Below are 25,058 nucleotides of genomic sequence, written 5' to 3' on the forward strand. Positions count from 1 at the left end.
GGAGGGGCTGGTATGAAAAAATACATAACTACAGTTTTAGTTTGGTTAATAACTATAATGTTGATTATATTCAACTTTGTAGCACCTCCTTCAAAATCATGGGTTAACTTTTGGACGAATGGAACGATAATATTAGGATGGCTGTTATTTGCTATCCAAACATCCTATAACAATTCAAATACGTTTTATCTTTTTATACAAAGATTCTTATTTTCATTCTTTAGTAAAGAATGTCTATGGAATATGAGAATCTATATGTTATCTAATATACCTTTGTCCGAACTAGAAGTTTTTGATGCGAAGCTAAGAAAGTTGTATTCTTCAGATGAACTAAGAATTAGAGAAATCAGTGATACTAGGAAAGATTATAAAATTGGATCTTTACGATTTGAAGTAACCTATGATGAAGACAAAAAACAATTCATTTTTGATATACAAGATATGGAGATAACATATAAGGAGAGTATTAAAATTTTTGAAGGTAAGTTAGATACAATTGTAAATGAATTGAAAAGGGTATTTCAGCCATATAATGATAGATATAGCGTAAGAGTGGAGTTTAAGAAAAATAACCCTTATATAGGGTTATTTGTCAAAAGAATTAATCCCGAAAAAATTAATAGCTTCAATGTAAAGTTTCATAGTAAGGAAAGTCAAATTTCAATTTATAAGAAATATATTGAAATTAATAGCGGAAGTTACGATCAATTAAAAATTGCGGCAAAAAGCTACTTAGCTTTTTCACCTAAATAAATCAGGTGATTAAGCAAGTAGCTTTTTGTATACATCCCAGGCCATTTCTAACTCTGTTTCAATGTTTTGATAGTTATTATATAAGGTAATAGAACCACGTTTAGAGATTCCTATTTTATGTTCTTGTCCATCTTTATTATATTTCATTTGTATATAAGATAGCTCACCATTTTCAATCATCTCTCTAACCCCAGGGTCTCTGTCGACATCTTTTCCAAAGTATGCGGCAGAATCTAAGTTTTGATTATTATCTACCTTTACCCACATGCCAGATATCTCATGAAGTTTAGTAATAATTTTTGCAAAATCAATATCGAATTTTGAGAGTTTATAGTTAGGCTGACCATTTAATAATTTTATAACTTCTTCGGAAGAATCTGTGTTAAGACGTAACAATGCTAGTTCTTTTTCAAAATTGCAAAAAGAATAAAACTTGTGGGGTCTTAAATAATAAGCGAAGTTTTTCCCGAAAACTTTCCCAAAAACTTTTTCAGTTGTTTCATGATAGCAATCGAATGTATGAAAGTCATCTAAGTATATTTTATCTATTGGAAGAAGCTGAGTTGTTGGCTCACCTTTTGTTAATCCTAATCCATCTGGCTCAACTAACTGTAATTGAGAATTTGTACTAAAAGCTTCAGCAGGAAATTTAATTGCATTGCAAATAAAAAAAGTTTTAGCCATAGATATCACCTTTTTAAGTTTAATTTTTACATTACATGAAAAAACAGAATTTCTTATATATACAATTCTATTTAAGATACATATTAGTAATAGTTTTTTAAACGAGCAAAATCTTTTGGAATACCATGTATTTCTGCAATTTCTTGAATGGATAGTTGGGTGTTTTTATATGTAGAAATAATTTCATCCGTGAGTAATAACTCAACAGCAAATGTATTAGCTTCAATTTCTAAGCGATCTATTGAAAAGAATGTTTGATTACGCAAAAAAGGAGTGTTTGATTTAGGATGAAGTAAAGCATGACCTAACTCATGTGCACAAACAAAACGTTGAGTAGTTTCGTCGATTTGATTATTGATATGAATGAATTTAAAACGTTTATATGTGTTGTAAAAACCGAGAGTACCCCCTAGGTTTTCAAACAACACGATAATATTTTTTCTTCTAGCGATTTCAAATGGGTTTAAGGTTTCGTATTTTGCTGCGATTTTGAGGGCGTATTCTTTAATGTCCATTTCTCGCTCCATTCAATCTTTTTTATACTTGTTTGGAGTGAATTTTTGTTTGGCGAGTTGTTTAGCCATGCGCATAGAATTTTCCAGAGAGATACGAATCATTTCCTTTGTGTGTTCATCGATAGGTTCACCATCAAACATGAGGGCATCCTCACTATTCTCTAAATCAGCTAAGGTTTTCTCTAAGTCTTTGGCGATATCACGTTCCTCTTTAACAGATAAATTAGTTGAGTCATTAGATAGCATTTCTTTTTTTTCTGTCCTATCCAATAAATAATCTGTTGAGACTTCAAAAAAATCCGCAATTTTTTTTAAGGTATCATAATCTGGCTCTCGTTGACCTTGTTCATAATTAGCTAATTTTCCTCTTGAAAAACCTAAGCGATCAGCAAGCTCATATTGACTTAATTTTTGCTTTTTCCTAAGTTCCGAAATCTTTTTTCCAAGCATAAATTCTTCCTTCTTTCTTTACTAAATAAGAATAGGTGCTTTTTCCTTAATTATAGAAACGTTTAGTTTCTAAATCCACAAAGGAAACGAAAAGTTTCTAATAAATATTGACAGAAACGATTTGTTTCTTTATATTTGAAGTATAAGGAAACAAATCGTTTCTTTAGGGGGTGGAATAGTGGATAAAAAAAGAAATAAAATGATTGAGTTTAGAAGTGGTCAATCAAGATTAGTCGTGGCAAGGAAGCTAGAAATAACTCCTCAAATGCTAGGAGCGATTGAGCGTGGTGATAGGACACCTTCATTAGAATTAGCCAAGAGAATAGCTGATTTTTATAAAACCACAATTGATTATCTTTTTTTTAGTTAAAAAGGAAACGAATTGTTTCTTAAAGGGGTGAGAAAATGCCATCAACTAACATGGCAGTACCAACAGAACCGTCGCATAAACATATAAAAAGCACTTCAAGAGGTGACACCATGAGCCAACAAGAAGAATATGCGGCGACTTATGAATTTGGAAAAACGAAAGTCCATGTTGTGGCTCCTGAGCCAAAATCACAAAAAGATATTGATAAAATCCGTCAAGCATATTACAAGGCTGGTTGGGCCATCATCAAAGAAATACAAGTGAAAGAAAACGTTGAGGAATAGTTCCTCTCTTTTTATACGAAAAGTAGACAAGTTACATATGTACTAAGTTTATTGTAACCATTTGAAAACTAAATATGGAGGCGAACAGATATGGGAACAAGCATATACTGCAATTCAGCAATAGGAGAATTATTACAGAATGCTAGAGAATGTTGTGACAATGTTCAGCTGAAAACAAAGAAAGGGCTATCTAAGTACCTTGGTATTACACATGAAAGATTAACCCGTATTGAATCTGGACTTTCTAAACCAGAATTTGAACTTGCGATGGATTGGTGCCATGCAACAGGGGCAAAGTTGAATCAACAAGCAATCAAACATATTTATGGTGTTGGGTTACCTCCTACAGATCCACGCTTAACTCAAGATGTTAATTTACAACTGATGAACTACATTAAACAGGCTGAAGAGGGGATTGCGGCAGCAAAGGAAATCATGAACTTACAAGTTACAACAAGATCATGGAAGCATGATGAAAAGAAGAAACATGAATATGCAGTTCATGCAAAAGAAATCTTCGATACAATCCAAGCTACTCAATGTGTAGTACAAGCTCTTGAACAAGTGCATTTTGGCATTATGGAACAAATACAAAGAAGTTGGTTGCAAAAGGCTATGGTAGAAAACGTTATTATTCAATCGGTAGACAGCTTAATGAATTTAACAAAGGTGCTGTAAAGGGGGAAGGGAAATGACAGTAGATTATAAGAAACCTAGCTTAAGAGAATATAAGGAATTAATTCGCTATGATGCAAAACTAACTGGTGAAATTAAAATAGCAGAATTACTTAATGAGGATTCAAAAACAGTTGAGTTAAAACAAGAGAAGAAATTGTTGGGGATTCGAATCAAGATTATCGAAGCGTCATTCATTTTGAAACATAAATGGGCAAATAAAAAAGCTACCGCCTAGACAACAGTAGCTCTGAAAAATATCATAAAGCAATTATAACATTATATAAATCATTTGGACAAGCCACTGTGCTTGTCGTTATGACCAGAAAGGGATTGTTCCTCCCATACCTCTACAATGTTCCTTTCTGGTTGTAACGATGCGTACAGCATCAAATTAATTAGAAAGGAGAGGTAATTCATGAACGATAAAAACAATCGTCTTCATGATTTAGTTCTTCCTGGGGATTTTTCATTTGCGAATAAACTTCGTAACTGTATGAGTGAATGTATTCATAACATGTTTAATGCAGAATCAACCGAAGAATCAAATCAATGGGAAGAAGAGCTGGAGAGATGTATAAAGGAATTTAAAATGCTTCGTGATACAAAAGAGGAACATGAGGCATCGATGAGTTATCGAATAGTGATTAAAGATTTAAAAGCAAGAGGAGTTAACGCTTCATTAGTAACACGTAGAAAATAAAAAAATCTATCACTTGGCAGAGTGATAGACAAACGGTCTTGCAAAAGATCTTAGGATTAATTATATCAAATTAGCATTCATATAACAACGGGGTGTGTTGCATGCTTTTAGACAAGTCATTACATAGAGTGTTGCTGAATCCTAAATTGTTTCAACAAGCAACATCAGAGCAACACCTAATTTACTTAGTAAAACAATATCTCAAAATAGGATACAAGAATTATCGCTTATTACGTGTAGAAGACGGATTCGCGATATGTAAACGGGAGGATAAATAATATGGCAGTTTATAGACCAGTACATGTTTCGTTTTGGCAGGATTCATTTGTTTTAGATCTTACACCGGAGGAGAAGTATTTCTACTTATATTTGATGACAAACAGTAAGACGTCTCAATCAGGAATTTATGAGCTTCCACTTCGTATCATTGAAACTGATACAGGATATAACCGTGAAACTGTTATGAAGCTATTAGAACGTTTTGCTGAATACGGAAAAATTAATTACAACAAAAAAACAAAAGAGTTGTTCTTAATCAACTGGTTGAAATTCAATCCGATTAAAAATGTAAACATTGAAAAGTGTGTTTTAAAAGAGATTCAATCTGTGAAGGATCAGGATTTTTTAGTTGATTTCTATGAAACTTGTTTGCAATTAGAACGAGAACAAGATTTTAAAATTCCTCGTATTAAGGAGTATTTATCAGTCCGTTTGGAGGGGCTTATAAGGGGCTTCCAAGACCCTAGCAAGGAAGAAGAAAAAGAAGAAGAAAAAGAACAACAAGAAGAACGCGCAGGCGCGGAAGAAGTTGTTGAGGTTAATCCAATTTCTTTTTACGAACAAAACTTCGGACTGATTACACCTTTTATTGCAGATGGTATTTATGCTTGGATAGATGATTTAAATGCAGAGTTAGTTATTAAGGCTATGGAGATTGCTTTAGAGAAAAATACGAGAAACATGTCTTACGTAAATACGATTTTAAGAGATTGGCATCTTAAAGGCTTTAAAAAAGTAACTGATGTTGAGGCAGCTGATAAAGCATTTCGTGCTCAGCGATTAACAAAAGCTCAGCAACAGACACAACAAGCACCTTATCAACAAAAAGGCTTATCGGAAACTACTAAAAACGTAATACAGCAGCAACAAGCATGGGAGCAGAACATTCCAACAGAAGAGGAACTTGCAGTACTTAACCAACAGAATGCGTGGTTGGCCAAATGAGTAACGATATGATTCGCAATGTAGAAGCTGAACAAAGTGTTTTAGGTAGCATTATCCAAGAAGGCGATTTAATTAAAGATTGTCAGCTAAAGGTAAAACAGTTTTCTTTACCAACGCACCAAGTGATTTTCAAGGCAATGAGAGAATTAGAGGATGCTGAGGTCCCGATAGATCTTGTTGCTCTCATTGGAAAATTCGATGAAAGCTTTATGCATCAAATTGGCGGAATCGAATTCTTTGTAAACCTGACAGAAGTTGTAACAACTACTAAGAACTTCTCGTATCACGAAGGTTTAGTGATTGAGACTTGGAAGATGAGACATGCTCAGGAGGTTGCTGGTAATTTATATAACCGCCTTCAGCAAGATAGGGATATGAGTGCTATTAGTACATCAATTGATGAATTAAGCGCCATTGAAGAAACGGGTTACTCAGATGAATTTAACTTGAAAGATACGCTTGTTGATTTGTATAAGAACATGCAAATTGATGTAGGAGATTTAACCGGTATACCAACTGGTTATGACGACCTGAACAGAATGACAGCAGGGTTACAAGAAGGTGATTTAATCATTGTCGGTGCCCGTCCTTCAATGGGGAAAACAGCATTTGTATTAAACGTTGCTTTTCATGCAGCAAGTGCTCATACAGCAACAGGAATCTTTTCACTAGAGATGGGAGAAGAGCAGCTACTAAAGAGAATGATCTCAAGTACTGGAAATATAGATGCTACAAAATTAAAGAATCCTAAGAAGCTATGTAATTTAAAGGATTGGGAAAAGATTAGTCAAGCGATGGGATTAATTAATGATTTGCCATTAGAAATTTACGATAAAGCAAACGTAACGATGCAAGAGATTTATGCAAAGGCTAGGAAATTAAAGCGTAAGTACCCTGATAAAAAGGTTTTAATTGCAATTGATTACTTGCAGCTTATTGTAGGGGATCCAAAGCATAGAGGGAACCGCATGCAAGAAGTCGGTGAGATTAGTCGTAAGTTAAAACTGATGGCAAGAGAGCTAAATGTATGTGTAGTTGCATTATCACAGTTAAGTCGTGCTGTAGAAAGTAGACAAGATAAGAGACCATTGTTATCAGATTTACGTGAGAATGGTCAAATTGAGCAAGATGCGGATTTAATAGCATTCTTATACCGTGAAGATTACTATGACCGCGAAACAGAAAATAAGAACATAACGGAAATTATTTTAGCGAAACAGAGAAATGGCCCAGTTGGTGTTGTTGAACTAGCATTCATTAAAGAATTTAGTAAGTTTGTAAATTTAGAGAGAAAGTTCAATCATCAGCAGGAGGCTTAATCATGTTGTTACGTCAGGAAGTAGAACGTAGAAAACTAATAATCATTCGTAAATTATTGGGATTAGGATTAACTGAAATTAACGGAAAAACATTAGATCAACTAACGTTAACGCAGCTTGAAGGGATTTTAATAGCAAGTTTGCAGGTATTGGAGGGAAAAAACAATGCCAAAGCAATTAACAATTTTTGACGTGGAACCAGTTGTATCATTTGATCCTAAGAAAGCTCATATTCACCGTTTGAATTCAAAATTAAGGTATGCAGATGTGGTTGTGCAAATACCACGCCAAGCCAAAGCGATTGATGAATTAAAACCAACGACAGCACCTGATGAACGTTATGAGTTGTTTGAAGATTATACGATTGGTATTTGGCGGTATAAACGATTGGAGGAAAAAGAATTTGTATGGGAAGAAGCAGAAGAAATGTGTAAGCGAGCAAGGGATGAAAAAAGGCCGATTCCAATACGGCTCCATTTATCCCTTGAGCAATCATTTGTTCCAGAAAATGTTGTGCAATATCTATAGACAAATAAAAAAAGCTGAAATCACTCTCAACTTACTTCGACAAAGTAATTATAACATATGGGAGTGATCTTGGTGGGAATTAGAAAAGAAAATCTTGTTGAAATGACAGCTGAAATAGATTTGAAAATAAACGGAATATATATTGTTAAAAATGGTCAAGTCAAACTAATAGAACCACCTCAAGGTGGATTTGGTGAACAATCATTTGTATATCAAAGTGGAAAAGTAATTCGTATGGAAGAACGAAAAACACAGTTACTTTAATCAAATTTGAATTTTGTTAAGAAAAGGAGTGGGGAGTATGTATTTAAAGAAAAAAGAACGAGAAATATTATTGGAAGCTGAAACGAATTTCGCGGGTTGGTTTAAAGAAAAAGAAGAAGCAACTAAAAATAACGATGAAGACTATCACGGTGCAGATGAACTAGACGAGTGCATAGAGTTATTCCGTGAGTATCTTGTTGTAAGAGGATTATTAGAAAAAAGGGATTTTTAACAAAAGCGTTATTTGAATACAAAAGGGGGAAATAAAAATGGCAAAAGCTTCAGTATTTCGTTACTCAGTTCCGTCAGTAGATGGAGAAGGTTGGGGGATATTTTTATTAGATCGATCCGGGATATTTACAGCTGTTACAGACTTCGGTAATTTCGCTTATTGGTTTTCATTAAGAGAAAACGAAAGCATAGGAGAATTCTTACTTAGCAGAAGACCAGACCAGATACTTTGTAAAATCGCAAATGAAGATGTGGTTGATATTGAAGGAACGATTAAATATATCAAGGAGAACTTACTTTACGATCGTAGGGAAGGACGTTTTACAGAAGCTGATGCGAGGAAAGAATGGAAACTCATTGAAGAACTACAGGAAGATTTGGATGAGTATCCAAACGATGTAGCGTTTCAATATTGGTACGACAAAACGCATATACAATTTGACGATGGATTTTATCAATACAAATATCCAAGTGCAGCTGTTCGATTTTCAAATGAAACGTTTGTGAGATTACAAGAGAAATTGAAGGAAGAATTATTGTCAGCAGCTTTATAACAAAATAGTTATTTGAAAAAATACCAGCTTAAATACTGCGTACATATATTTAAGCTGGAACAAAGAAATAAAGTTATTGTTTGTGTTTTTCCTCTTTATCAAGGAAAAATACAACGAATATTGCTAGGAGAATAGGCAGCCAAACTTCGTGTGGCATATTAAAACCTCCTTAAAATATGAATCTACTATATTTTACCATATACAAGAGTTTCAATGTAAGGCAATTAAAAAGATGAGTTTATAACCAAAACGCTATTTTGTGCTTAATAAATGACAAAGCAGCTAGTTCAATGAACTAACTGCTTTGTCGTCCAACAATGACGATACCCACAATACTTTGTAACTTATGGTTACAACTATAGTATGAGCAGAAGCAAAAATGTTATGCAAAAAGCTAAATGAAAACTTCATTTTGCACAACAAAGCAGCTAGTTAATAAAACTAACTGCTCGTTGTACAAAAGAAATGCTGCGCTTACAGAAATAATTTGTAACTTTAAGTTACAAAAATAGTATGAACGGGGTTGGAAATATTATTCGGAAATGAAAGGAAACTAAAAAAAGAGCACTTAGTAAAGTGCTCTCGTGACGAGATTCATTTTGTAATGACTATTTCAATTCATAAAGAAAGGAACTCAGGATAGTATATGTGCGCCAAGCTAATTGAGTACCTTGTACAAATAAAGAGCAGCTAGCAAAAACTAACTGCCCTGTGAATAAGAAGAACCCAATGGTCATTCGTATTCAACCTTGGTGTACCTATATTGTTAACATGTTTTAGAAATTTATTCAATATAAGAGCAGCTAGCAAAAGCTAACTGCTTGTTGAAAAAAAAGGAATCTACACCAGGTTATTTACTGCCAGAGTTTCAAGAAACAAATGATTAAATTAATCTAACTTTTCAATTACAATTGAAGCATTTACATTTGTTTGTGTTCCACCTGCCAAAGTTTGTAAAGTGACCGCAGCGGCTGAAGTATGATTGTGGAGGGTAAGAACATCACCTGCGGCTAAAGAGAGGATTGTTTGCCCGTTGTTTTGCTGAGTTCCTGCACCTGATCCATAAACTGCGTTGGTAACTGGAGCACCATTTAAAAAGAGCGTAAATTGATTAGGTTCAACTCCTGATACAGAAAAAGAAATCTTATAATCTCCTGCATTAATAACCATAATCTGAGAAGTTCCAGGAGTATGAGTAATACCAGGTGTCATTAAACCATTCGAATTAAAAAGAATAGGTGCTTCTAAGGCAACAACTTGAGCTGCTGTATTGAAAATATAAGCGTATTGAGATAATCCAGATACTGTAAGGCCGGTAGGCCCAGTAGCTCCGGTAGCTCCAGCGGTTCCTGGTAATCCAGTAGGCCCAGGAATGCCTTGGATGCCTTGGATACCTTGAAGCCCAGTTGGTCCAGTCGGGCCGATAGGTCCAATAGGTCCTGGATTACCTTGAATACCTTGGATACCCTGAATTCCAGTCGCCCCAGTTATTCCAGTGGGTCCAATAGGACCAATAGGCCCCGGATTACCTTGAATCCCCTGAATCCCTTGACTTCCTTGAGGTCCAGTGGGGCCAGGAATCCCTTGGATACCTTGGATACCTTGAAGTCCGGTTGGTCCTGGTGACCCAGTTGGCCCAGTCGGGCCGATAGGTCCAATAGGTCCTGGTGGTCCCCCGGAAGGTCCAGTCGGGCCCGTTGGTCCTGGTGGTCCACCTGAAGGACCGGTCGGGCCAACAGCTCCAGAAGGTCCAGTTGGACCTACAGAACCAGGAATGCCAGGAATTCCTTGAGGTCCGGTCGGGCCAGGAATGCCTTGAATCCCTTGAATGCCAGGAATGCCTTGAATGCCTTGAATCCCTTGAATTCCAGTGACCCCCGTTATCCCAGTCGGTCCAATAGGACCTTGAATGCCAGGAATGCCTTGGATGCCTTGGATACCTTGAATTCCAGTAGGTCCAGTTGGACCAATAGATCCAGAAATCCCAGGAATTCCTTGAGGTCCAGAAATACCTTGAGGACCAGTAGGTCCCAGGTTACCTTGAATTCCAGTAGGTCCGGTAGGCCCGGTAGGTCCCGGAGGTCCACCTGAAGGTCCGGTAGCTCCAGTAGGTCCCGAAGGCCCAGTAGCACCGGTTAATCCAGTAGACCCGATTTGAGGCAACGGAAAGGCGCATGGAAATGGGATGTGACATTTCTTTTTAAATTTACTCATTTTTACACCTCCATTATAAACTAACTAGCTAATTTATATTTATACTTTAATAACCTATGAGCAAGCAGACATATGGGTGTAAGGAAAAAACTATAACAATCACATGAAAGGTTTTAAGAGCAAGCCTCTATTTCACATTCCATATCAAAAAGAGCACCATATATAAGTGCTCTTCTGACCAAGACTTATTGTAAACCTATGACTTGTGAGTGTTCTCGAAATTAATATATGATTCAACAATTATTTGGTGCAGGGGATATTAAAAAAGAGCGTTTTGGAAAGCGCCCTTCTGTAACGACTATCCACTCTAAAAAGAAAGGATGCGATATATCATATGAAGTTACGTTTGTTTAATTGGGTGTGTTTTTGTATAAAAATTTCATTTTGTAGAAAAGGGGAATGGATATGCGTAAGGTTAAAGAGTTTACAGGAAAAGTCGGTGCGGAATTTATGAGTTTTCTTCTTGAAGACGATACATTACACAGTGCTTATTATTCGCATGTTGAGGTTGTTATGGATAATGGCAAAAAGAAGATGTTGTGCATTAAGGATGACGCTGGATTAAAAGGCATAGCTGAAGGTCAAACAAGAGCAGAGGCTATTAAGAAAGCGAAAAATTTCCTAAAGAGACAGGAAGAAAAACAAAGAGCAGCTAGCAAATGCTAACTGCTCATCTCCAAGGGGGAACAAGGAGAAAGTAACTTAATGGGTTGTCTACAGTATTGACGGAATATTGAGTTTTATTCAGGGGAGGAAGAAAAAATGAGAGAAATTAAGTTTCGTGCATGGGATAAAGAATTTAAACTGTTCAGTGATATGGCACTTAATTATAAAATTGCGGATATTAATTACTACACTGATTACGAATGGATGCAATACACAGGTTTAAAAGACAAAAACGGTAAAGAAATTTATGAAGGCGATATCGTAGAGTATGACGGTTGGTTCTACATCATTAAATGGGACAAGGAAGAAACGGGATTTTATATGCATGATAAAAATAACCATGAAGATGATCATTTAAGAATGATTGATATAAGTGTTGGTGAAGTAATGGGTAATATCTACGAAAATCAAAACTTAATAAAATAATCCTTTTCTAATAAAAGGTTACTAAAATATGAGAAAATGATATAATAATTCAAATTACATATTTTGTCCTACTGGAATAACCAGCGGACACTGAACTATGGAGAGCATTATTGATATTGCTCTGTAGTTTGGTGTCCGCTTTTTTTGTTTTAATTAACAAAATATATAAGGGGTGTTTTTATATATGGAGCAATTAACTTTCTTACCTAAAATTGATCGCAAAGCAACTCAGGCTCGTTTAGAAGAGATTCTTGAAAATGTTCGTATTTATAGACAATTTGGGATGATTAGACATGAGATGAAGGTTACAGCATCTAGCGAGGTAAGATATCACGGTCCAACAAATATAGTAGGGAAGCCAGCTGAAGATATTGCTTTAGCAAATGTTGCTATGAGTGAAAGAGAAGTGAAATTACAACGTTTGTCTTTTCAAGTTGATAAGGCGTTAAGTCGTTTTAGTAAAAATCAAAGGGATATTATTGTAAAAAGATATTTAGAAGATGAAGAAGTCTTTGATTATATGGTTTATAACGAAATTGGTATGAGTGAGCGTACGTATAGACGAAATAAATCTAATGCTTTTTATAAATTAGCTTTTGCTCTCAGATTAGAAGTATATGAGGCAGAAGAAAGTGGAGGTAATGAATAATGAATTTTGTTCAACCAATACGTGACCCAGAGCAAATACAGCAGTTAAAAGAGTATTTTAAGGAAAAGAGCTTACGTAATTACATTCTCTTCATTATGGGTATTAATACAGGATTGAGAATCTCGGACATTTTGAAATTGAAAGTAGGAGATGTCAAAGGTAGTCATATATCTATGCGGGAAAAGAAAACAGGGAAACAGAAGCGAATACAAATTACTGCAGCACTGAAAAGAGAGCTTAAATGGTTTATCGAAGAAAGGGAAGATAATGAGTACCTATTGAAAAGTAGACAAGGTAGAAATCGTCCAATCGGTCGTAGCATGGCATATAAGATATTAAGTGGAGCAGCGGCAGAGTTTGGATTAGATGAAATCGGAACGCATACCCTAAGAAAGACGTACGGGTACCATATGTACATGCAAACAAAAAACATAGCATTACTCATGGAGATATTCAATCACTCGTCAGAGAAGGTCACGTTACGTTATATAGGTGTTAACCAAGATGCAATGGATAAAGCAATGACTAGGTTTAAAATCTAATTATTGCTTATTTCTTTTTCATTAAAAGTTAAGCACCCCAAATCCCCTTAAAAAAGTTGTATTCGGAATATTGTAACAAAATAAAAAAAGACCCTACAAGAGAGTCTTTCATCAGCTAATATTAAGCTTTTTGAACATTAGTAGCTTGTAGGCCACGTTGTCCTTGTTCTACTTCAAACGTTACACTTTGTCCTTCGTCTAAAGATTTGTAACCGTCGATTTGGATAGCTGAGAAATGTACGAATACGTCTTCTCCACCTTCACGCTCGATGAATCCAAAACCTTTTTCTGCATTAAACCATTTTACTTTACCTTGTTCCATAATTGTTGCCTCCTAGTGTGGATACCCACACATATGTTACTACCCTTGCTCAAATACCTTAGACGAAAAACAAAATTTATTCTTAATCTCAAGCCAAACAAAAATAGGTCTTTCTTAAATTAACACACTTTCTAAAAAATAGCAAATTTCAAAAATAAGTCCTTATGGTAATTAGCTACTAATAGTTGTTGCTGGAGAAAAAGTCACTATGATAGTCATCACAGCAAGAAATTGCCAAAGAATCTCAACAATATCATTGGTTTGATTTTTTTCAGACATTCCACAACTGATAAAATTAGCTATTTTCGAGTCAAATTTTACTTCTGGTAACGATAATTATGTAAATAAGCTGTCCATATGGGCAGCTTATTTTATTTTTCCGCATAGCGTAGGTTATTTTGCAAAATGCTGGTGGTATCCCTATACAGTTACTCATAATTTTCGTACTGTGTAACTCAAAAGAGAAAATTAAATGAAATCAATGATACCAAGGGATTCAGCGAAGGGGTCAGTTACACACAATATAAGATATGGGTAAGTGAAGCAACGGCATAAAACAAAAGCACGGTTTATCAAATGGACGTAAAGCTTCATTATCATCAAGTTAAGAAATTCATTGTTTCCAATTAATAGTATCCATTTTTATGTAGTTGTTATTGATTTTGAAAAAATAAAAAATCGCCTCATTAAAGGCGATTCATAGTTTATTCATTTTGCATTCTTTTGATAAGTAAGTATCTTTTAAATACAATGTTCTATATTAACGTCTTTCTGGTTCTTTTTCTTTTCTTCTAAGACCAAATAAACCTGCTAGTCCTAATAAACCAAGCCACGCCCAATTATTATTATCATCACGATCATTGTTCAAATCATTTGTTGTATTCACATTTCGAGTTCTAGTATCATTATTAACTCTATTCATGTTATTGTCATTAACTCGAGTTGTAATATTATTATTAACTCTATCCATATTATTTCCATCGTATTCAGCATGAACATTGGTACCAAAAACCATAATAGTTAGTAATAGAGCACTTAAAATAGATGAGAATTTTTTCTTCATAGTTTTGCCTCCTTTCATATTCAGTAATGTCTCCAGTTTCTTTAGACAATATTCGTTTGAAAATATATAAAACCATTTGAATTGAAATTATGATAAACATCTTTAATTTTTATTATTAAAAGTACTTATAACAATGGATTAAGTTAATTGAAATGTATTTATTATTTATAAGAATAAATTTTTAGTAACGGTACATTCTATGAGGGAAAATTACTATATTGGGGTAAGGTGTTCCGTATGAGTTATAAGAACTTATTTTCTTTAATCCAGAACATGGTTAGGAAAATTTTTTCTATAGTAAGTATTGTTGCTAAAAGTTTAATTTCTTTAAGGAGGAATATCTTTATGGGTATTTTAAGTGGAAATCCACAAAGTGAACCAATGCACTACGGGGAAGTCTTTGGGATTTGGAGTTATCTTGCAGGAGCACAAGGCACAATTGCTGGATATCAAGTTCTTATTAACCACACAGGAGATGAGGATTTAAAGAAATTTTTAGAAAACCTTGTAGAGAATGATATCCAATCAGAGGTTGAAGAATTAAAAAACTTATTAAAATTAAATGGAGTTGCATTACCACCAGCACCTCCAGAAAGACCAGTTGCATCTATTGAAACGATTCCTCCTGGTGCTCGTATTAATGATGCGGAAATTGCAGCTAAAGTTTCTATGGATCTTGCTGCTGGGCTAGTAGCATGTAGTCAAGCTATGGGACAATCTCTTCGAGAAGATGTTGGAATGATGTTTGGTCAATTTCATATGAAAAAAGCACAAGCTGGAGCTATATTGCTTCGTCTGAATAAGAAAAAAGGTTGGATTATTCCACCTCCATTACATGTTCTACAATCAGATCAAGCATAATAACAAAAATAAAATTTAATCTATTCTTTATGGCTGTTGCAGTGAGGTAGTCTAAGGAAATAAAGGTTATTAGCGAATTAAAATAAGTGGCAGAGTCATGACCGCTTTTTGGCAGTAAATGTGCCGATTGTTTTGGAATTAGCATGTTATATTTGTATTGTGAGTAGTGGCGGAAAATAACGCTCACAAGATTCCTGATAATTGAAAATGGATCGTCATGACCGGTGGCGGTGGTTGTAGATTGGATGAACAATTGTTTCTTGTTTTCACATTCAATTGCAATTCACATTGTGTAGATGGAGAAGGGCTTTTGCTCTTCTTCCAGTTACTTAATATTGTGGGAGTGAATGAATGTAACGGTATTAAGTGATTGAAACAAGAATAAATACCGTATTTATATAGTAATAACAAAAAATTTTGACGAAAGAGCAACTGGTGCACGGTTGCTCTTTCATTATGCAAAAATTGCATGAGTAATGTGAGGATTAAAAGAATAGTATATTATCTTTCTCGATGTACATATTAAGTAAAGTATTTAATATCATACATAAAAGGCGGAGTAATATGAGTGAAAATAAGAAAAGTAAAGAATTGAATAAGGTGAAGAAGTATTATTTTAATGAGGATAATCAGCCAGTAGCTGGCATAGAGTTAACTTTGCCGCCTGATATAGGAAGTATGTTAGACCCGAAATCAGAAGATGATGATGAAAGTAGAGAAAGTAATAATGAATAGGTTTAATCTAAGCATCCATTCGGGTGCTTTTTATTTTGGTTAAGGAGTGAGGGGAATTGGATAGCTTTTTAAATGGTAGAATCGCTGCACTTGGTCTTATACCCATCGATAAGAAAACATACATCAAATACCTTAAGCCTAATGAGAAGGCGTATAAGAAGGTTGGGATTGATGTTAATCGATTTAAGTATTATAAGCTGTATGAACAGAAGCCGATGTTTTACTCAGTAGAATATCTCACGCAAACACCAATAAAAGATTTATTGGAAAGAGATAGAGGAAATCAAACACGCTGGGTAAAGACAGATGAAAGAATATAAAACCAAACAAGAGAAGCGTAAGTTCTATGACAGTGGTGAGTGGAAGAGTATACGCGAGCAAGTAAAGAAGCGTGACAACTATGAATGCCAAGAGTGTAAGCGCAATGGTCGAGTACAAACAGATACCAATGAATACAGTGAGAGTGCCAAGCGTAAGAAGATTCAACTCGTTGTCCATCATATAAAAGAACTTGAACATCATCCAGAACTTGCATTAGAAATAGATAACTTAGAAACAGTCTGCGTGGATTGCCACAATAAAGAACACGGTAGAACATTCAAAAAGAAAATCAACAAATGGGAACATGATGAAAAGTGGTAAAAATGATTCGATAATAATACCCCCCCTTAAAAAAATCCATCAAAAAATGCTCCAAGGGGCACCGGAGGAGGGGGTCGATTTTTCAAATTTATAACCAAATTCGCGCGTTATATCAAATTGGAAAACGATGTAAATCAGAAGGGAGGGATATTGTGGCTAGAGTGAAGCGTGAAACAATGAGAAAAAGGATTGAAAAGGATCTAACAAATCAATTAAAAGAAAAAAAGATTGTAGGTAATCATTATACTGACTTAATTCAAGACTATTTATCGTTGTGGGATTTAAAGTGTATTCTTGTTGATGATATTGAAGAAACAGGAATAAAAGTATCTGGCATGCATGGTCCGAAATCCAATCCTTCTATTAACGATTTACATAAAACAAATGATCGAATGATAAAGATTTTAGATGCACTTGGATTAGAAGCATCGGCAGAAGAAAAGAAAGTTCCTTCAAAACCTGTGCGCTCAGTTAAAGATTTAACATGATTCAAAATAAATATGTCATTGAATATATTGAGATGTATCGCGCAGGGAAAATTAAGCTGAATAAAGAGCGCATAATGCTAATTGAGTACCTGGAGAAATACATCTTAATACGCGATGATTTGTATTTCGATAATGAAATGCATGAGGACTATATAAAATTCACTGAGAAATGGTACTTTGAATTGCAAGCATTCCAAAAGTTCCTAACAGCATTTGTTTTTCTTTTCTATAAAGAAGATGATTCTGTTTTTTACGAGCAATTTTTAATTATGATGGCTCGTGGTGGTGGTAAAAACGGTTTAATTTCATCATTATGCCATTTCTTTATTAGTCCGCTGCATGGAATAGATCGATACAATGTTTCAATTGTGGCGAACAACGAGAAGCAGGCTAAAGTTTCTTTTCGTGAAGTCTATGATGCTATTAAAGGAAAAGAAATACTAGAAGATATGTTTTATCGAACCAAGGTAGAGATACTGAGTAACGATACGCAAAGCATTATGCAATATCATACATCTAATGCTGGTTCTAAAGATGGACTTCGTGATGGTTGTGTTATTTACGATGAAATACATCGATATGAAAACTTTGATGTAGTAAATGTATTCTCTAGTGGACTTGGAAAAGTACCAAATACTAGGGAATTTTTTATTGGTACAGATGGCTTTGTCCGTGATGGATTCCTGGATAAAACAAAAGAGCGAGCGATGAACATTCTAAAGGGAAAAGAATTAGAAGATCCATTATTTCCTTTCATTTGCAAGATAGATAATCCAGAAGAAATTGATAATCCTGATGTATGGGAAAAAGCGAATCCGATGTTTAGTGAGCCGAGAAGTTCTTATGCTAAACAATTATTTAAAAAAGTATTAACTCAATATAAACAATTAGAAAATAATCCTTCAAACCGTGAAGAATTCATAACAAAACGTATGAATTATCCTGAAACAGATTTAACAAAGTCTGTAGCTTCATGGGAAGAAATCATGCGTACTGGTTTTGAAGAAGATGGGGAAACGCTCAGAGAGGTTCCAGATTTAAAACATAAAGTAGCTGTAGGCGGACTCGATTTCGCCAGCATCAAAGACTTCGCAGCAGTTGGCTTGTTATTTAAACATGGTGAAGATTATATATGGAAAGGTCATTCATTTGTACGTAAAGGATTCTTGGACAAGGTGAAATTAAAAGCACCTATATATGAATGGGCTGAAAATGGCTTACTAACTATTGTGGATGAACCAGTTATTAATATCTCTCACATTGTAGATTGGTTTGTAAAAATGCGTGAGTTATACGGTGTTAATACGATTGTAGCCGATACATTCCGTCTTGATCTTGTCAAAACGGCACTTGAAGCTGAAGGATTTATATTGTTGTATATCCGTAATCCAAAGGCAATACATTCTCTTTTAGCACCAAGAGTTGAAACGTTGTTTGCAAACAATCGCATTATTTTTGGAGATAATCCATTGATGCGTTGGTACACTAACAACGTCTACGTCCACATCAAAAAAGACGGCAACAAAGAGTATCTGAAAAAAGATGAATTTAAGCGTAAAACAGATGGATTTCAAGCTTTTATTCATGCACTATGGCAAGCGGATAACATTCTTGTGGATGAAGTCGACTTTATGCTAGATGGTATTAAATTTTAATAAAGGGGGTGATAATCATTGGATGGTTAGGTTCAGTATTTAAAAGAAATAAGGAACTAGAATTCATGTTGGATCTGGACATAATAACTGATACAGCAAACAGGCTTCATATGAAACGATTGGCAATTGATACATGCGTTTCATTTTTAGGAAGGACGATTAGTCAATCTGAATTTAGAATAAGAAATGGTAAAGCATTTAAGAAGGATGAGCTTTATTATCGATTAAACGTAAGACCAAACAAGAATATGACCGCAAGTACTTTTTGGGAACGGTTTGTTCGAAAACTTATTTATGATAATGAGTGTTTAGTTATACAAGCAGATGATAGTGATTTACTTATTGCAGATGGATTTCAACATAATGAGTACGCTGTGTTTGAAGATACTTTTACGGATGTAAGGGTAAAAGATTATACGTTTAAGAGAAGTTTTAAACAAAGCGAAGTTATTCATTTGAAGTATCGGAATGATAAATTAACCCCACTTATTGATGGATTATTTGCAGATTATGGGGATTTGTTCGGCAGAATATTAAACTCTCAAAAACGTAAAAATCAAGTTCGCGGAACAGTTGATATGGATATGATTGGTGCTAAAACTGAGGAACAAATAGCAAAGTTACAAGAGTTTATAGACAACATGTATAAGTCAATTGGTTCGAAAGATATAGCTATTGTTCCACAGCAAAAAGGTATTAATTATAATGAGATATACAATGGTGTTGCAAATGGCCCAAGTGTGGAAGAAATCAATAAAGTAACAAATGGTTTCTTAAATCAAGTAGCTATGGCAATTGGTATTCCCATAGCTTTGATATATGGAGAAATGGCGGATGTAGAAAAGCAAACGAAAAATTATATGCTTTTTACAGTACGACCATTATTAAAAAAACTATCTGATGAAGCGAATGTTAAATTCTTTGAAATGAGTGAATATCTTTTAGGACAAAAAATTGAGGTTAAGGCTGTTTCCTATCAAAGTATATTTGATCTTGCGACAAGTATTGATAAACTCATTTCTTCCAGTGCATTTACAGGGAATGAAATTCGCTCAGAGGTAGATTATGAAGAGTCGGATGATCCAAACCTAAATATACATCATATTACGAAGAACTATACAAAATTAAATGAATCTGAAGGGGGTGAGAAAGAAAATGACGGTGAAAATTGACGTGAAAGGTCCAATTATTTCTAATGATGAAGCTTGGATTTATGATTGGTTTGAAATGGATGCTGCAAGCCCAGGTAAAATTTCGAAAGAACTAACTAATGCCAATGGTGATGATTTGATTGTATCTATTAATAGTCCTGGTGGTTATGTACACGAAGGGTCAGAAATTTATACAGCATTAAAAAATTACCCTGGTCATGTAGAAGTTCAAATTGTTGGTTTGGCTGCAAGTGCGGCTTCTGTAATTGCGATGGCTGGTGATAAAGTCCGAATTTCACCTACAGCACAAATTATGATTCATAACGCTTCAATGTGGAATGGTGGAGATCATCGTGATATGTCAAAGGCAGCCGAGATGTTAAAAATAACAGATCGAGCAATTGTAAATGCTTATGTCATTAAATGTGGTAAATCAGAAGAAGAACTGCTTAATATGATGGCTGAAGAAACTTGGATGGGTCCACAACAAGCATTAGAAAATAATTTTGTGGATGAAATCATGTTTATGGATAATCAGGTTAAAATGACAGCGTCAGCTTCTACTGCTGCCATGCTTCCGCAGAAGGTAATCGATGGCTTTAGAAATGGAACCATGAACAAAAGCCCAGGGATTACAAAAGAAGATTTAAATGCAGCATTATCAGGTTTGAAAAATGAAATTCTGAATGATTTACAAACGAATACAAATCCAAAAGAGCCTATTCAAAAGCCTGTTCATACAAAACAGAATTTGAGTACGCTCTTTTTAACTTTAGGAGGAAAATAAAATATGGTTATTAAATTTAATAATTTTGAAGAGAAGAAACTAGCTTTCGCGAAAGCAACGCAAGAAGGTACAGCGGAAGAACAATCAGCAGCGTTAAATTCCATGATTGAAGCACTTGCTACCGATGTTCGTTCGGATATTTTAAATCAAGTGAATGAATCAATGGTAGATCGTTCTATTATGCAATCTCGCGGTGCTAATGTACTAACAAGTGAAGAAATGAAGTTCTTTAATGCCGTTGTTGAAGATGGTGGCTTTAAATCTACTGAAACTTTACCTAAAACAACACAAGAGAGAATTTTTGATGATTTAGTTCAAGGTCATCCGTTACTAGAGCATATCGGTTTAGAGAATTTAGGAGCCGTGACAGAATTTATTTACGGAGATCCAGAGGGTGCAGCTGTATGGGGACCTTTATTTGGTGATATTAAAGGGCAATTAAATGCTACATTCCGAAAAGAATCTATTACTCAACTGAAATTAACGGCATTTATTCCATTAGCAAATGATATGTTGAAGCTTGGTCCAGTATGGGTGGAACGATATGTTCGTACTATGATTACAGAAGCGATGTCAGTAGGTTTAGAACGTGGTTTTGTAGCTGGTACGGGTAAAAATGAACCTATTGGATTATTAAAAGACCCTAGCGGAAGTGTCACGAATGGAGTATATCCAGATAAAAAAGTTGCTGGAACTTTAACTTTTGAGCCTGGTCGCAAAACAATTAATGAATTAAAAGGCGTGGTCAAATTATTGGCTAAAAAATTAAACCCTGATGGTAAAACAGATGCAGATCGACCAAAAAATATTGCTGGTAAAGTAGTTATGGTAACAAATCCATTTGATACTTTTGATATTCAAGCAAATGCTACGATTCAAAATGCGGCAGGTGTATATGTAACGAGCTTACCTTTTAATCCAATCCCAACAGAATCTGTATTTGTACCTCAAGGACAAGTGGTTTTCTTTGTTAGAGGGGAATACATTGCAGCGATGGGTGGAACAGAGCCAATCAAAAAGTATGAAGAAACATTAGCTTTAGAAGATGCAACTGTTTATATTGCTAAACAATATGCTACAGGTAAACCGAAGGATAAATACACTTCACAAGTTTACATATTAAAGCTTGAAGAAGTAACTCCACCAACACAAGGATGATGTGAATGGATACAGTAATTTCAAATGAAATATTACAGGAATTTAAAGATAGGATGCACTTGGGTGATGAGGAAGATGATAACCTAAAGCGCATCCTTTCTACGTCTAACAAGGCATTACTTAGGGTTTGTGGGAATTATGATTTAAATAAAGACGAGGAGTTCAAAGAATTAGTCTTTGAACGTTCTCGTTATGTTTATAACGATGCATTAGAGTATTTTGACAAGAATTTTTTAAGTCAGATTAATAGTTTAGGTATCGATAAAGCATTAGAAGAAATTAAATTGGACGGTGATTAATATGCGTCCTTTTCAGTACAAGAAACCACTGAATACAGGTGATTGTAGAAATCGAATTATCATTGAGCAGCCTGAAGTAATAAAAGATGATTTGAATCAAGAAGTTGAAACAGGTAATTGGCAAGAAGTAAAAAAAGCATGGGCAATGATAAAAACGGTAAAAGGTTCGGAGTACATTGAAGCTTCGGCATCACAATCTACACGAATTTATCGGTTTGTGATGCCTTATACAGCAGGTATTACAGAATTAATGCGAATCAATATGAAAGGTCGTATCTTTGATATTATCGAACCGCCAATGAATGATGATGAAATGTATCAAACATTGACTATTATCGCAAAGGAGCATATTTGATATGAATGATTTTGCGAGCGAACTTACTAGAGAATTGCAAAGATATGCAAATGTTGTGGAAGAAGAATTACTGACAGCGCAAGAAGAAGTTGCTGATGTTGCTGTAGAAAAATTAAAGCAAGGTAGTCCTAAAAAAACAGGGGCATATCGTAAAGGATGGCGTAAGAAAAAAGAAGGTAATGGTGTTGTCGTCCACAATTCACAAGGACAATTAACGCATCTTTTAGAAAATGGACATGCGAAAGTCGGGGGTGGGCGTGTTCCCGCACAGGTGCATATCCGTCCAGTTGAAGAATATGTAATTGATGAATTGCCAAGACGTATTGAAAGGGCGGTTCAACAATGACATTAGGTGAATTAACAAAAATTCTTGAAGCTACAGGATATCCTGTGGCTTATTCGCATTTCACAGCAACACCAGGTAAGCCAGTACCAGCGCCACCTTATATATGTTTCCTTGTGGATGGATCAGCAAATTTAATGGCTGATAACAAGGTGTATCACAAGATAAATGATTTAAATATTGAGCTTTATACAACTAGAAAAGATTTGGTTGCAGAAGCCAAGCTGGAAAAGGTCCTAGATGATCATGAAATACCTTATGACTCGTATGGGATTTTTATTGAATCTGAGAAATTATTTCAAAAAACATATGAAACGAGGTTGTTGTAAATGAATGAAAACAAAGTAACATTCGGTTTGAAAAATGTACATTACGTGCCATTTGATATTAAAGATTCCTTAGTTACATTTGGGACACCAATTCCATTACCTGGTGGAGTGGAACTAACTTTTGAGCCACGCGGTGATTTAATTGAATTCTATGCAGATGACATGCTTTATTACGCGGCAAGTAATAACCAAGGTTACGATGGAACATTAAGTATTGCTACTATCCCAGAAAAATTTGCTATCGATGCACTGGGTGAGGAATTAGATGAAACGGATGGCGTATTAAATGAATTAGCTGATGCAAAAGGAAAACCGTTCGCTTTATTATTTGAGTTTGATGGTGACGTGAACGCAACTCGACATGTTATGTATAACTGTTCAGCAAGTCGTCCAACACTTGCATCCAAAACAAAAACAAGTTCGGCTGAACCAAATACAAATGAACTGAAGTTTGTTTCTAGCCCAATTGTTTTAGTACCAGGTGGAAGACCGATGGTTAAAACGAAAACGACTGCTAAAACAACACAAGCAATTTATAACGACTGGTACAAAAAAGTATATGTAAAAACACCAGTAGTACCAAAAGGAGCGTAATTATAAATGGAAAAGACAATTACTATAGATGGAAAACAAGTTCGATTAAAAAGTACAGCAGCAACCGTTAAACGATATAAAGCACAATTTAGACGTGATTTATTTGCAGACATGCTCAAATTAGGATTTATTGCTCCTTCAAATCCTCAAGCTGGTGCTACTATTGATTTAGCAAATGCGGATTTAAGTAAAGTAGATTTTGAGGTTGTATATGATCTAGTTTGGTTATATGCAAAAACAGCAAATCCAGAAATTGCTGAACCGATTACTTGGTTAGATGGTTTTGATGAATTCCCTATCTCTGAAATTCTTCCAGAAATTATGGATATGATTCAAAGTACAATGGGAGCAAAAAAAAACTAAAGAAAATTAATGAAGAGCAAGGCGATTTCAGTGATGAAGAGTTAACCACTGATACGTTCCTTGCTCTTTGTTATAAAGCGAAATTAACACATTGGGATTTGGAAATTATGACGATCGGTGATTGTTTTGATTACATTTCTGAATTCGCTGAAATGGAGAATCCAGATAAAGAAAAAGTTAGAAAAGCAAATCAAAAAGACTTCGATTCATTCTAAGAAAGGGGTGAGAAAATGGCAGGAAGAATTAAAGGTATTACGATTGAAATTAATGGTAACACTCAACCGTTACAAAACGCTCTAAAAGATGTTAATAAACAAAGCGATTCTTTAGCTAAAGAACTAAAAGATGTGGAGCGTTTGTTAAAGTTTGATCCTGGTAATGTGGAAGCATTAGCGCAAAAACAACAGTTACTTACACAACAGATAGAGAATACAACGCAAAAGCTAGATAAGTTGAAAGCAGCGGAACAACAAGTACAAGCTCAATTTCAAAACGGTAAAATTTCTGAAGAACAGTATCGTGCATTTAGGCGTGAGATTGAATTTACAGAAGGGTCACTTAATGGTCTTAAAAATAAACTCGGAAACATGAAAGCTGAACAAGAGAATGTAGCGAGTTCTACAAGGCAATTAGAAACATTGTTTAGAGCTACAGGAAAAAGCGTTGATGATTTTGCAGGAGCATTAGGAAATCGTCTTGTGAATGCAATTCGAAATGGAACAGCTACAAGTCGTCAGTTAGAACAAGCAATTGGAATCATCGGTCGTGAAGCATTAGGGGCAGGAACAGATATTGATAAATTGCAACGAGCACTCCGATCTGTGGATGCTGGCAACTCAATACGGCAAGTGCAAAATGAATT

The 25,058-nt window shown here is 34.9% G+C and carries 39 protein-coding genes and 1 pseudogene; 34 read left to right on the forward strand and 6 right to left on the reverse strand.

The genetic code is table 11. The annotated features are described in order from the left end of the window. Positions 1-12: 12 nt before the first annotated feature. Positions 13-753, forward strand: coding sequence for a hypothetical protein (locus tag CGQ22_RS06025; RefSeq protein ID WP_089148372.1), 741 nt, complete (start codon positions 13-15; stop codon positions 751-753). 9 nt (positions 754-762) lie between these two features. Here the strand turns inward: CGQ22_RS06025 and CGQ22_RS06030 are convergent, their stop codons facing one another. From CGQ22_RS06030 to CGQ22_RS06040, 3 genes are all read right to left on the reverse strand, one after another. Continuing rightward, positions 763-1,437 (reverse strand): hypothetical protein, encoded by a 675-nt coding sequence (locus tag CGQ22_RS06030; protein WP_089148373.1) that lies wholly within the window; start codon positions 1,435-1,437, stop codon positions 763-765. A gap of 83 nt (positions 1,438-1,520) precedes the next feature. Beyond that, the gene (locus CGQ22_RS06035) at positions 1,521-1,952 is read right to left on the reverse strand and encodes an ImmA/IrrE family metallo-endopeptidase (RefSeq protein WP_089148374.1); all 432 of its coding nucleotides are present in this window, start codon (positions 1,950-1,952) and stop codon (positions 1,521-1,523) included. Between the two features lie 12 nt (positions 1,953-1,964). After that, positions 1,965-2,402, reverse strand: a complete 438-nt coding sequence (locus CGQ22_RS06040; protein WP_089148375.1) for a helix-turn-helix domain-containing protein — start codon at positions 2,400-2,402, stop codon at positions 1,965-1,967. A gap of 178 nt (positions 2,403-2,580) precedes the next feature. Here CGQ22_RS06040 and CGQ22_RS06045 point away from each other — a divergent pair, with 178 nt between their 5' ends. From CGQ22_RS06045 to CGQ22_RS06100, 12 genes are all read left to right on the forward strand, one after another. Next, positions 2,581-2,772: a helix-turn-helix transcriptional regulator gene (locus tag CGQ22_RS06045; RefSeq protein ID WP_063221106.1), complete on the forward strand. Its 192-nt coding sequence runs from the start codon at positions 2,581-2,583 to the stop codon at positions 2,770-2,772. A 35-nt stretch (positions 2,773-2,807) separates the two neighbouring features. Beyond that, entirely contained in the window at positions 2,808-3,056 is a 249-nt protein-coding gene (locus CGQ22_RS06050; RefSeq protein WP_002082295.1) for a hypothetical protein, read from the forward strand. Positions 3,057-3,146: 90 nt separating this feature from the next. Beyond that, positions 3,147-3,734 carry a sporulation sigma factor-processing peptidase gene (locus CGQ22_RS06055; RefSeq protein WP_089148376.1) on the forward strand — a complete coding sequence of 196 codons (588 nt, stop codon included), beginning with the start codon at positions 3,147-3,149 and terminating at the stop codon, positions 3,732-3,734. 13 nt (positions 3,735-3,747) lie between these two features. Continuing rightward, positions 3,748-3,969 carry a hypothetical protein gene (locus CGQ22_RS06060; protein ID WP_000215316.1) on the forward strand — a complete coding sequence of 74 codons (222 nt, stop codon included), beginning with the start codon at positions 3,748-3,750 and terminating at the stop codon, positions 3,967-3,969. Positions 3,970-4,149: 180 nt separating this feature from the next. After that, positions 4,150-4,434 (forward strand): hypothetical protein, encoded by a 285-nt coding sequence (locus CGQ22_RS06065; protein WP_089148377.1) that lies wholly within the window; start codon positions 4,150-4,152, stop codon positions 4,432-4,434. A 279-nt stretch (positions 4,435-4,713) separates the two neighbouring features. After that, entirely contained in the window at positions 4,714-5,658 is a 945-nt protein-coding gene (locus CGQ22_RS06070) for a DnaD domain-containing protein (protein WP_089148378.1), read from the forward strand. Then, entirely contained in the window at positions 5,655-6,977 is a 1,323-nt protein-coding gene (gene dnaB / locus CGQ22_RS06075; protein WP_089148405.1) for a replicative DNA helicase, read from the forward strand. Before CGQ22_RS06070 ends, dnaB begins: the two co-directional genes overlap by 4 nt. A 2-nt stretch (positions 6,978-6,979) precedes the next feature. Further along, positions 6,980-7,168 carry a hypothetical protein gene (locus CGQ22_RS06080; RefSeq protein ID WP_089148379.1) on the forward strand — a complete coding sequence of 63 codons (189 nt, stop codon included), beginning with the start codon at positions 6,980-6,982 and terminating at the stop codon, positions 7,166-7,168. Then, entirely contained in the window at positions 7,143-7,505 is a 363-nt protein-coding gene (locus CGQ22_RS06085; RefSeq protein WP_089148380.1) for a cell division protein SepF, read from the forward strand. Before CGQ22_RS06080 ends, CGQ22_RS06085 begins: the two co-directional genes overlap by 26 nt. 72 nt (positions 7,506-7,577) lie before the next feature. Continuing rightward, positions 7,578-7,769, forward strand: coding sequence for a DUF3954 domain-containing protein (locus CGQ22_RS06090; RefSeq protein ID WP_089148381.1), 192 nt, complete (start codon positions 7,578-7,580; stop codon positions 7,767-7,769). A 37-nt stretch (positions 7,770-7,806) separates the two neighbouring features. After that, complete coding sequence (locus tag CGQ22_RS06095) at positions 7,807-8,001, forward strand: hypothetical protein (RefSeq protein ID WP_088338601.1); 195 nt, start codon at positions 7,807-7,809, stop codon at positions 7,999-8,001. Between the two features lie 37 nt (positions 8,002-8,038). After that, positions 8,039-8,554 carry a phiTE_072 family protein gene (locus tag CGQ22_RS06100; protein WP_089148382.1) on the forward strand — a complete coding sequence of 172 codons (516 nt, stop codon included), beginning with the start codon at positions 8,039-8,041 and terminating at the stop codon, positions 8,552-8,554. A gap of 888 nt (positions 8,555-9,442) precedes the next feature. Here the strand turns inward: CGQ22_RS06100 and CGQ22_RS06110 are convergent. After that, entirely contained in the window at positions 9,443-10,768 is a 1,326-nt protein-coding gene (locus tag CGQ22_RS06110; protein WP_089148383.1) for a BclA C-terminal domain-containing protein, read from the reverse strand. A gap of 228 nt (positions 10,769-10,996) precedes the next feature. Between CGQ22_RS06110 and CGQ22_RS32345 the strand changes: the two genes are divergently transcribed. From CGQ22_RS32345 to CGQ22_RS06130, 5 genes are all read left to right on the forward strand, one after another. Further along, positions 10,997-11,122 (forward strand): hypothetical protein, encoded by a 126-nt coding sequence (locus CGQ22_RS32345; protein ID WP_254922571.1) that lies wholly within the window; start codon positions 10,997-10,999, stop codon positions 11,120-11,122. Between the two features lie 45 nt (positions 11,123-11,167). Next, positions 11,168-11,434: a hypothetical protein gene (locus tag CGQ22_RS06115; RefSeq protein ID WP_089148384.1), complete on the forward strand. Its 267-nt coding sequence runs from the start codon at positions 11,168-11,170 to the stop codon at positions 11,432-11,434. 96 nt (positions 11,435-11,530) lie between these two features. Then, positions 11,531-11,860, forward strand: coding sequence for a YopX family protein (locus CGQ22_RS06120; RefSeq protein WP_089148385.1), 330 nt, complete (start codon positions 11,531-11,533; stop codon positions 11,858-11,860). A gap of 184 nt (positions 11,861-12,044) precedes the next feature. Beyond that, positions 12,045-12,509, forward strand: coding sequence for an ArpU family phage packaging/lysis transcriptional regulator (locus tag CGQ22_RS06125; RefSeq protein ID WP_089148386.1), 465 nt, complete (start codon positions 12,045-12,047; stop codon positions 12,507-12,509). Beyond that, a complete protein-coding gene (locus CGQ22_RS06130) occupies positions 12,509-13,051 on the forward strand; it encodes a site-specific integrase (protein ID WP_044795331.1) in 543 nt (180 codons plus the stop codon). Before CGQ22_RS06125 ends, CGQ22_RS06130 begins: the two co-directional genes overlap by 1 nt. Positions 13,052-13,172: 121 nt before the next feature. On the opposite strand, the gene CGQ22_RS06135 is transcribed toward CGQ22_RS06130, so the two are convergent. Together CGQ22_RS06135 and CGQ22_RS06140 are read right to left on the reverse strand one after the other, a co-directional pair. Further along, positions 13,173-13,373, reverse strand: coding sequence for a cold-shock protein (locus tag CGQ22_RS06135; protein ID WP_000434821.1), 201 nt, complete (start codon positions 13,371-13,373; stop codon positions 13,173-13,175). Positions 13,374-14,133: 760 nt separating this feature from the next. After that, on the reverse strand, positions 14,134-14,436 hold the full coding sequence (locus tag CGQ22_RS06140) for a WGxxGxxG family protein (protein ID WP_089148387.1): 303 nt from the start codon (positions 14,434-14,436) through the stop codon (positions 14,134-14,136). Between the two features lie 345 nt (positions 14,437-14,781). Between CGQ22_RS06140 and CGQ22_RS06145 the strand changes: the two genes are divergently transcribed. The 16 genes and pseudogenes from CGQ22_RS06145 to CGQ22_RS06220 all read left to right on the forward strand — a co-directional run. Continuing rightward, a complete protein-coding gene (locus CGQ22_RS06145) occupies positions 14,782-15,297 on the forward strand; it encodes a DUF3231 family protein (RefSeq protein WP_089148388.1) in 516 nt (171 codons plus the stop codon). Positions 15,298-15,861: 564 nt separating this feature from the next. Next, entirely contained in the window at positions 15,862-16,032 is a 171-nt protein-coding gene (locus CGQ22_RS31860) for a hypothetical protein (RefSeq protein ID WP_001293573.1), read from the forward strand. 56 nt (positions 16,033-16,088) lie between these two features. After that, entirely contained in the window at positions 16,089-16,352 is a 264-nt protein-coding gene (locus CGQ22_RS06155) for a hydrolase (RefSeq protein ID WP_089148389.1), read from the forward strand. Continuing rightward, a complete protein-coding gene (locus tag CGQ22_RS06160) occupies positions 16,339-16,674 on the forward strand; it encodes an HNH endonuclease (RefSeq protein WP_089148390.1) in 336 nt (111 codons plus the stop codon). The genes CGQ22_RS06155 and CGQ22_RS06160 overlap by 14 nt, the downstream gene beginning before the upstream one ends. A 152-nt stretch (positions 16,675-16,826) precedes the next feature. After that, positions 16,827-17,162 carry a P27 family phage terminase small subunit gene (locus CGQ22_RS06165; protein ID WP_000124846.1) on the forward strand — a complete coding sequence of 112 codons (336 nt, stop codon included), beginning with the start codon at positions 16,827-16,829 and terminating at the stop codon, positions 17,160-17,162. Beyond that, on the forward strand, positions 17,159-18,817 hold the full coding sequence (locus tag CGQ22_RS06170; RefSeq protein ID WP_089148391.1) for a terminase TerL endonuclease subunit: 1,659 nt from the start codon (positions 17,159-17,161) through the stop codon (positions 18,815-18,817). Before CGQ22_RS06165 ends, CGQ22_RS06170 begins: the two co-directional genes overlap by 4 nt. Positions 18,818-18,825: 8 nt before the next feature. Next, complete coding sequence (locus CGQ22_RS06175; RefSeq protein ID WP_089148392.1) at positions 18,826-19,989, forward strand: phage portal protein; 1,164 nt, start codon at positions 18,826-18,828, stop codon at positions 19,987-19,989. After that, the gene (locus CGQ22_RS06180) at positions 19,973-20,755 is read left to right on the forward strand and encodes a head maturation protease, ClpP-related (RefSeq protein WP_089148393.1); all 783 of its coding nucleotides are present in this window, start codon (positions 19,973-19,975) and stop codon (positions 20,753-20,755) included. The genes CGQ22_RS06175 and CGQ22_RS06180 overlap by 17 nt, the downstream gene beginning before the upstream one ends. A 3-nt stretch (positions 20,756-20,758) precedes the next feature. Continuing rightward, positions 20,759-21,913 (forward strand): phage major capsid protein, encoded by a 1,155-nt coding sequence (locus tag CGQ22_RS06185; protein ID WP_089148394.1) that lies wholly within the window; start codon positions 20,759-20,761, stop codon positions 21,911-21,913. 5 nt (positions 21,914-21,918) lie between these two features. After that, positions 21,919-22,212 (forward strand): hypothetical protein, encoded by a 294-nt coding sequence (locus CGQ22_RS06190; RefSeq protein WP_029442425.1) that lies wholly within the window; start codon positions 21,919-21,921, stop codon positions 22,210-22,212. A gap of 1 nt (position 22,213) precedes the next feature. Continuing rightward, entirely contained in the window at positions 22,214-22,567 is a 354-nt protein-coding gene (locus CGQ22_RS06195; RefSeq protein WP_089148395.1) for a phage head closure protein, read from the forward strand. A gap of 1 nt (position 22,568) precedes the next feature. Continuing rightward, positions 22,569-22,913, forward strand: coding sequence for an HK97 gp10 family phage protein (locus CGQ22_RS06200; RefSeq protein WP_089148396.1), 345 nt, complete (start codon positions 22,569-22,571; stop codon positions 22,911-22,913). Then, positions 22,910-23,239: a hypothetical protein gene (locus CGQ22_RS06205; RefSeq protein WP_089148397.1), complete on the forward strand. Its 330-nt coding sequence runs from the start codon at positions 22,910-22,912 to the stop codon at positions 23,237-23,239. Before CGQ22_RS06200 ends, CGQ22_RS06205 begins: the two co-directional genes overlap by 4 nt. After that, complete coding sequence (locus CGQ22_RS06210; RefSeq protein WP_089148398.1) at positions 23,240-23,833, forward strand: major tail protein; 594 nt, start codon at positions 23,240-23,242, stop codon at positions 23,831-23,833. Between the two features lie 6 nt (positions 23,834-23,839). Then, complete coding sequence (locus tag CGQ22_RS06215) at positions 23,840-24,196, forward strand: hypothetical protein (protein ID WP_089148399.1); 357 nt, start codon at positions 23,840-23,842, stop codon at positions 24,194-24,196. A gap of 230 nt (positions 24,197-24,426) precedes the next feature. Further along, positions 24,427-25,058: pseudogene (locus CGQ22_RS06220) on the forward strand (hypothetical protein); the annotation flags it as partial.

Origin of the sequence: Bacillus sp. M13(2017), assembly GCF_002218325.1 — a bacterium.
Taxonomy (GTDB): Bacteria; Bacillota; Bacilli; order Bacillales; family Bacillaceae_G; genus Bacillus_A; species Bacillus_A thuringiensis_K.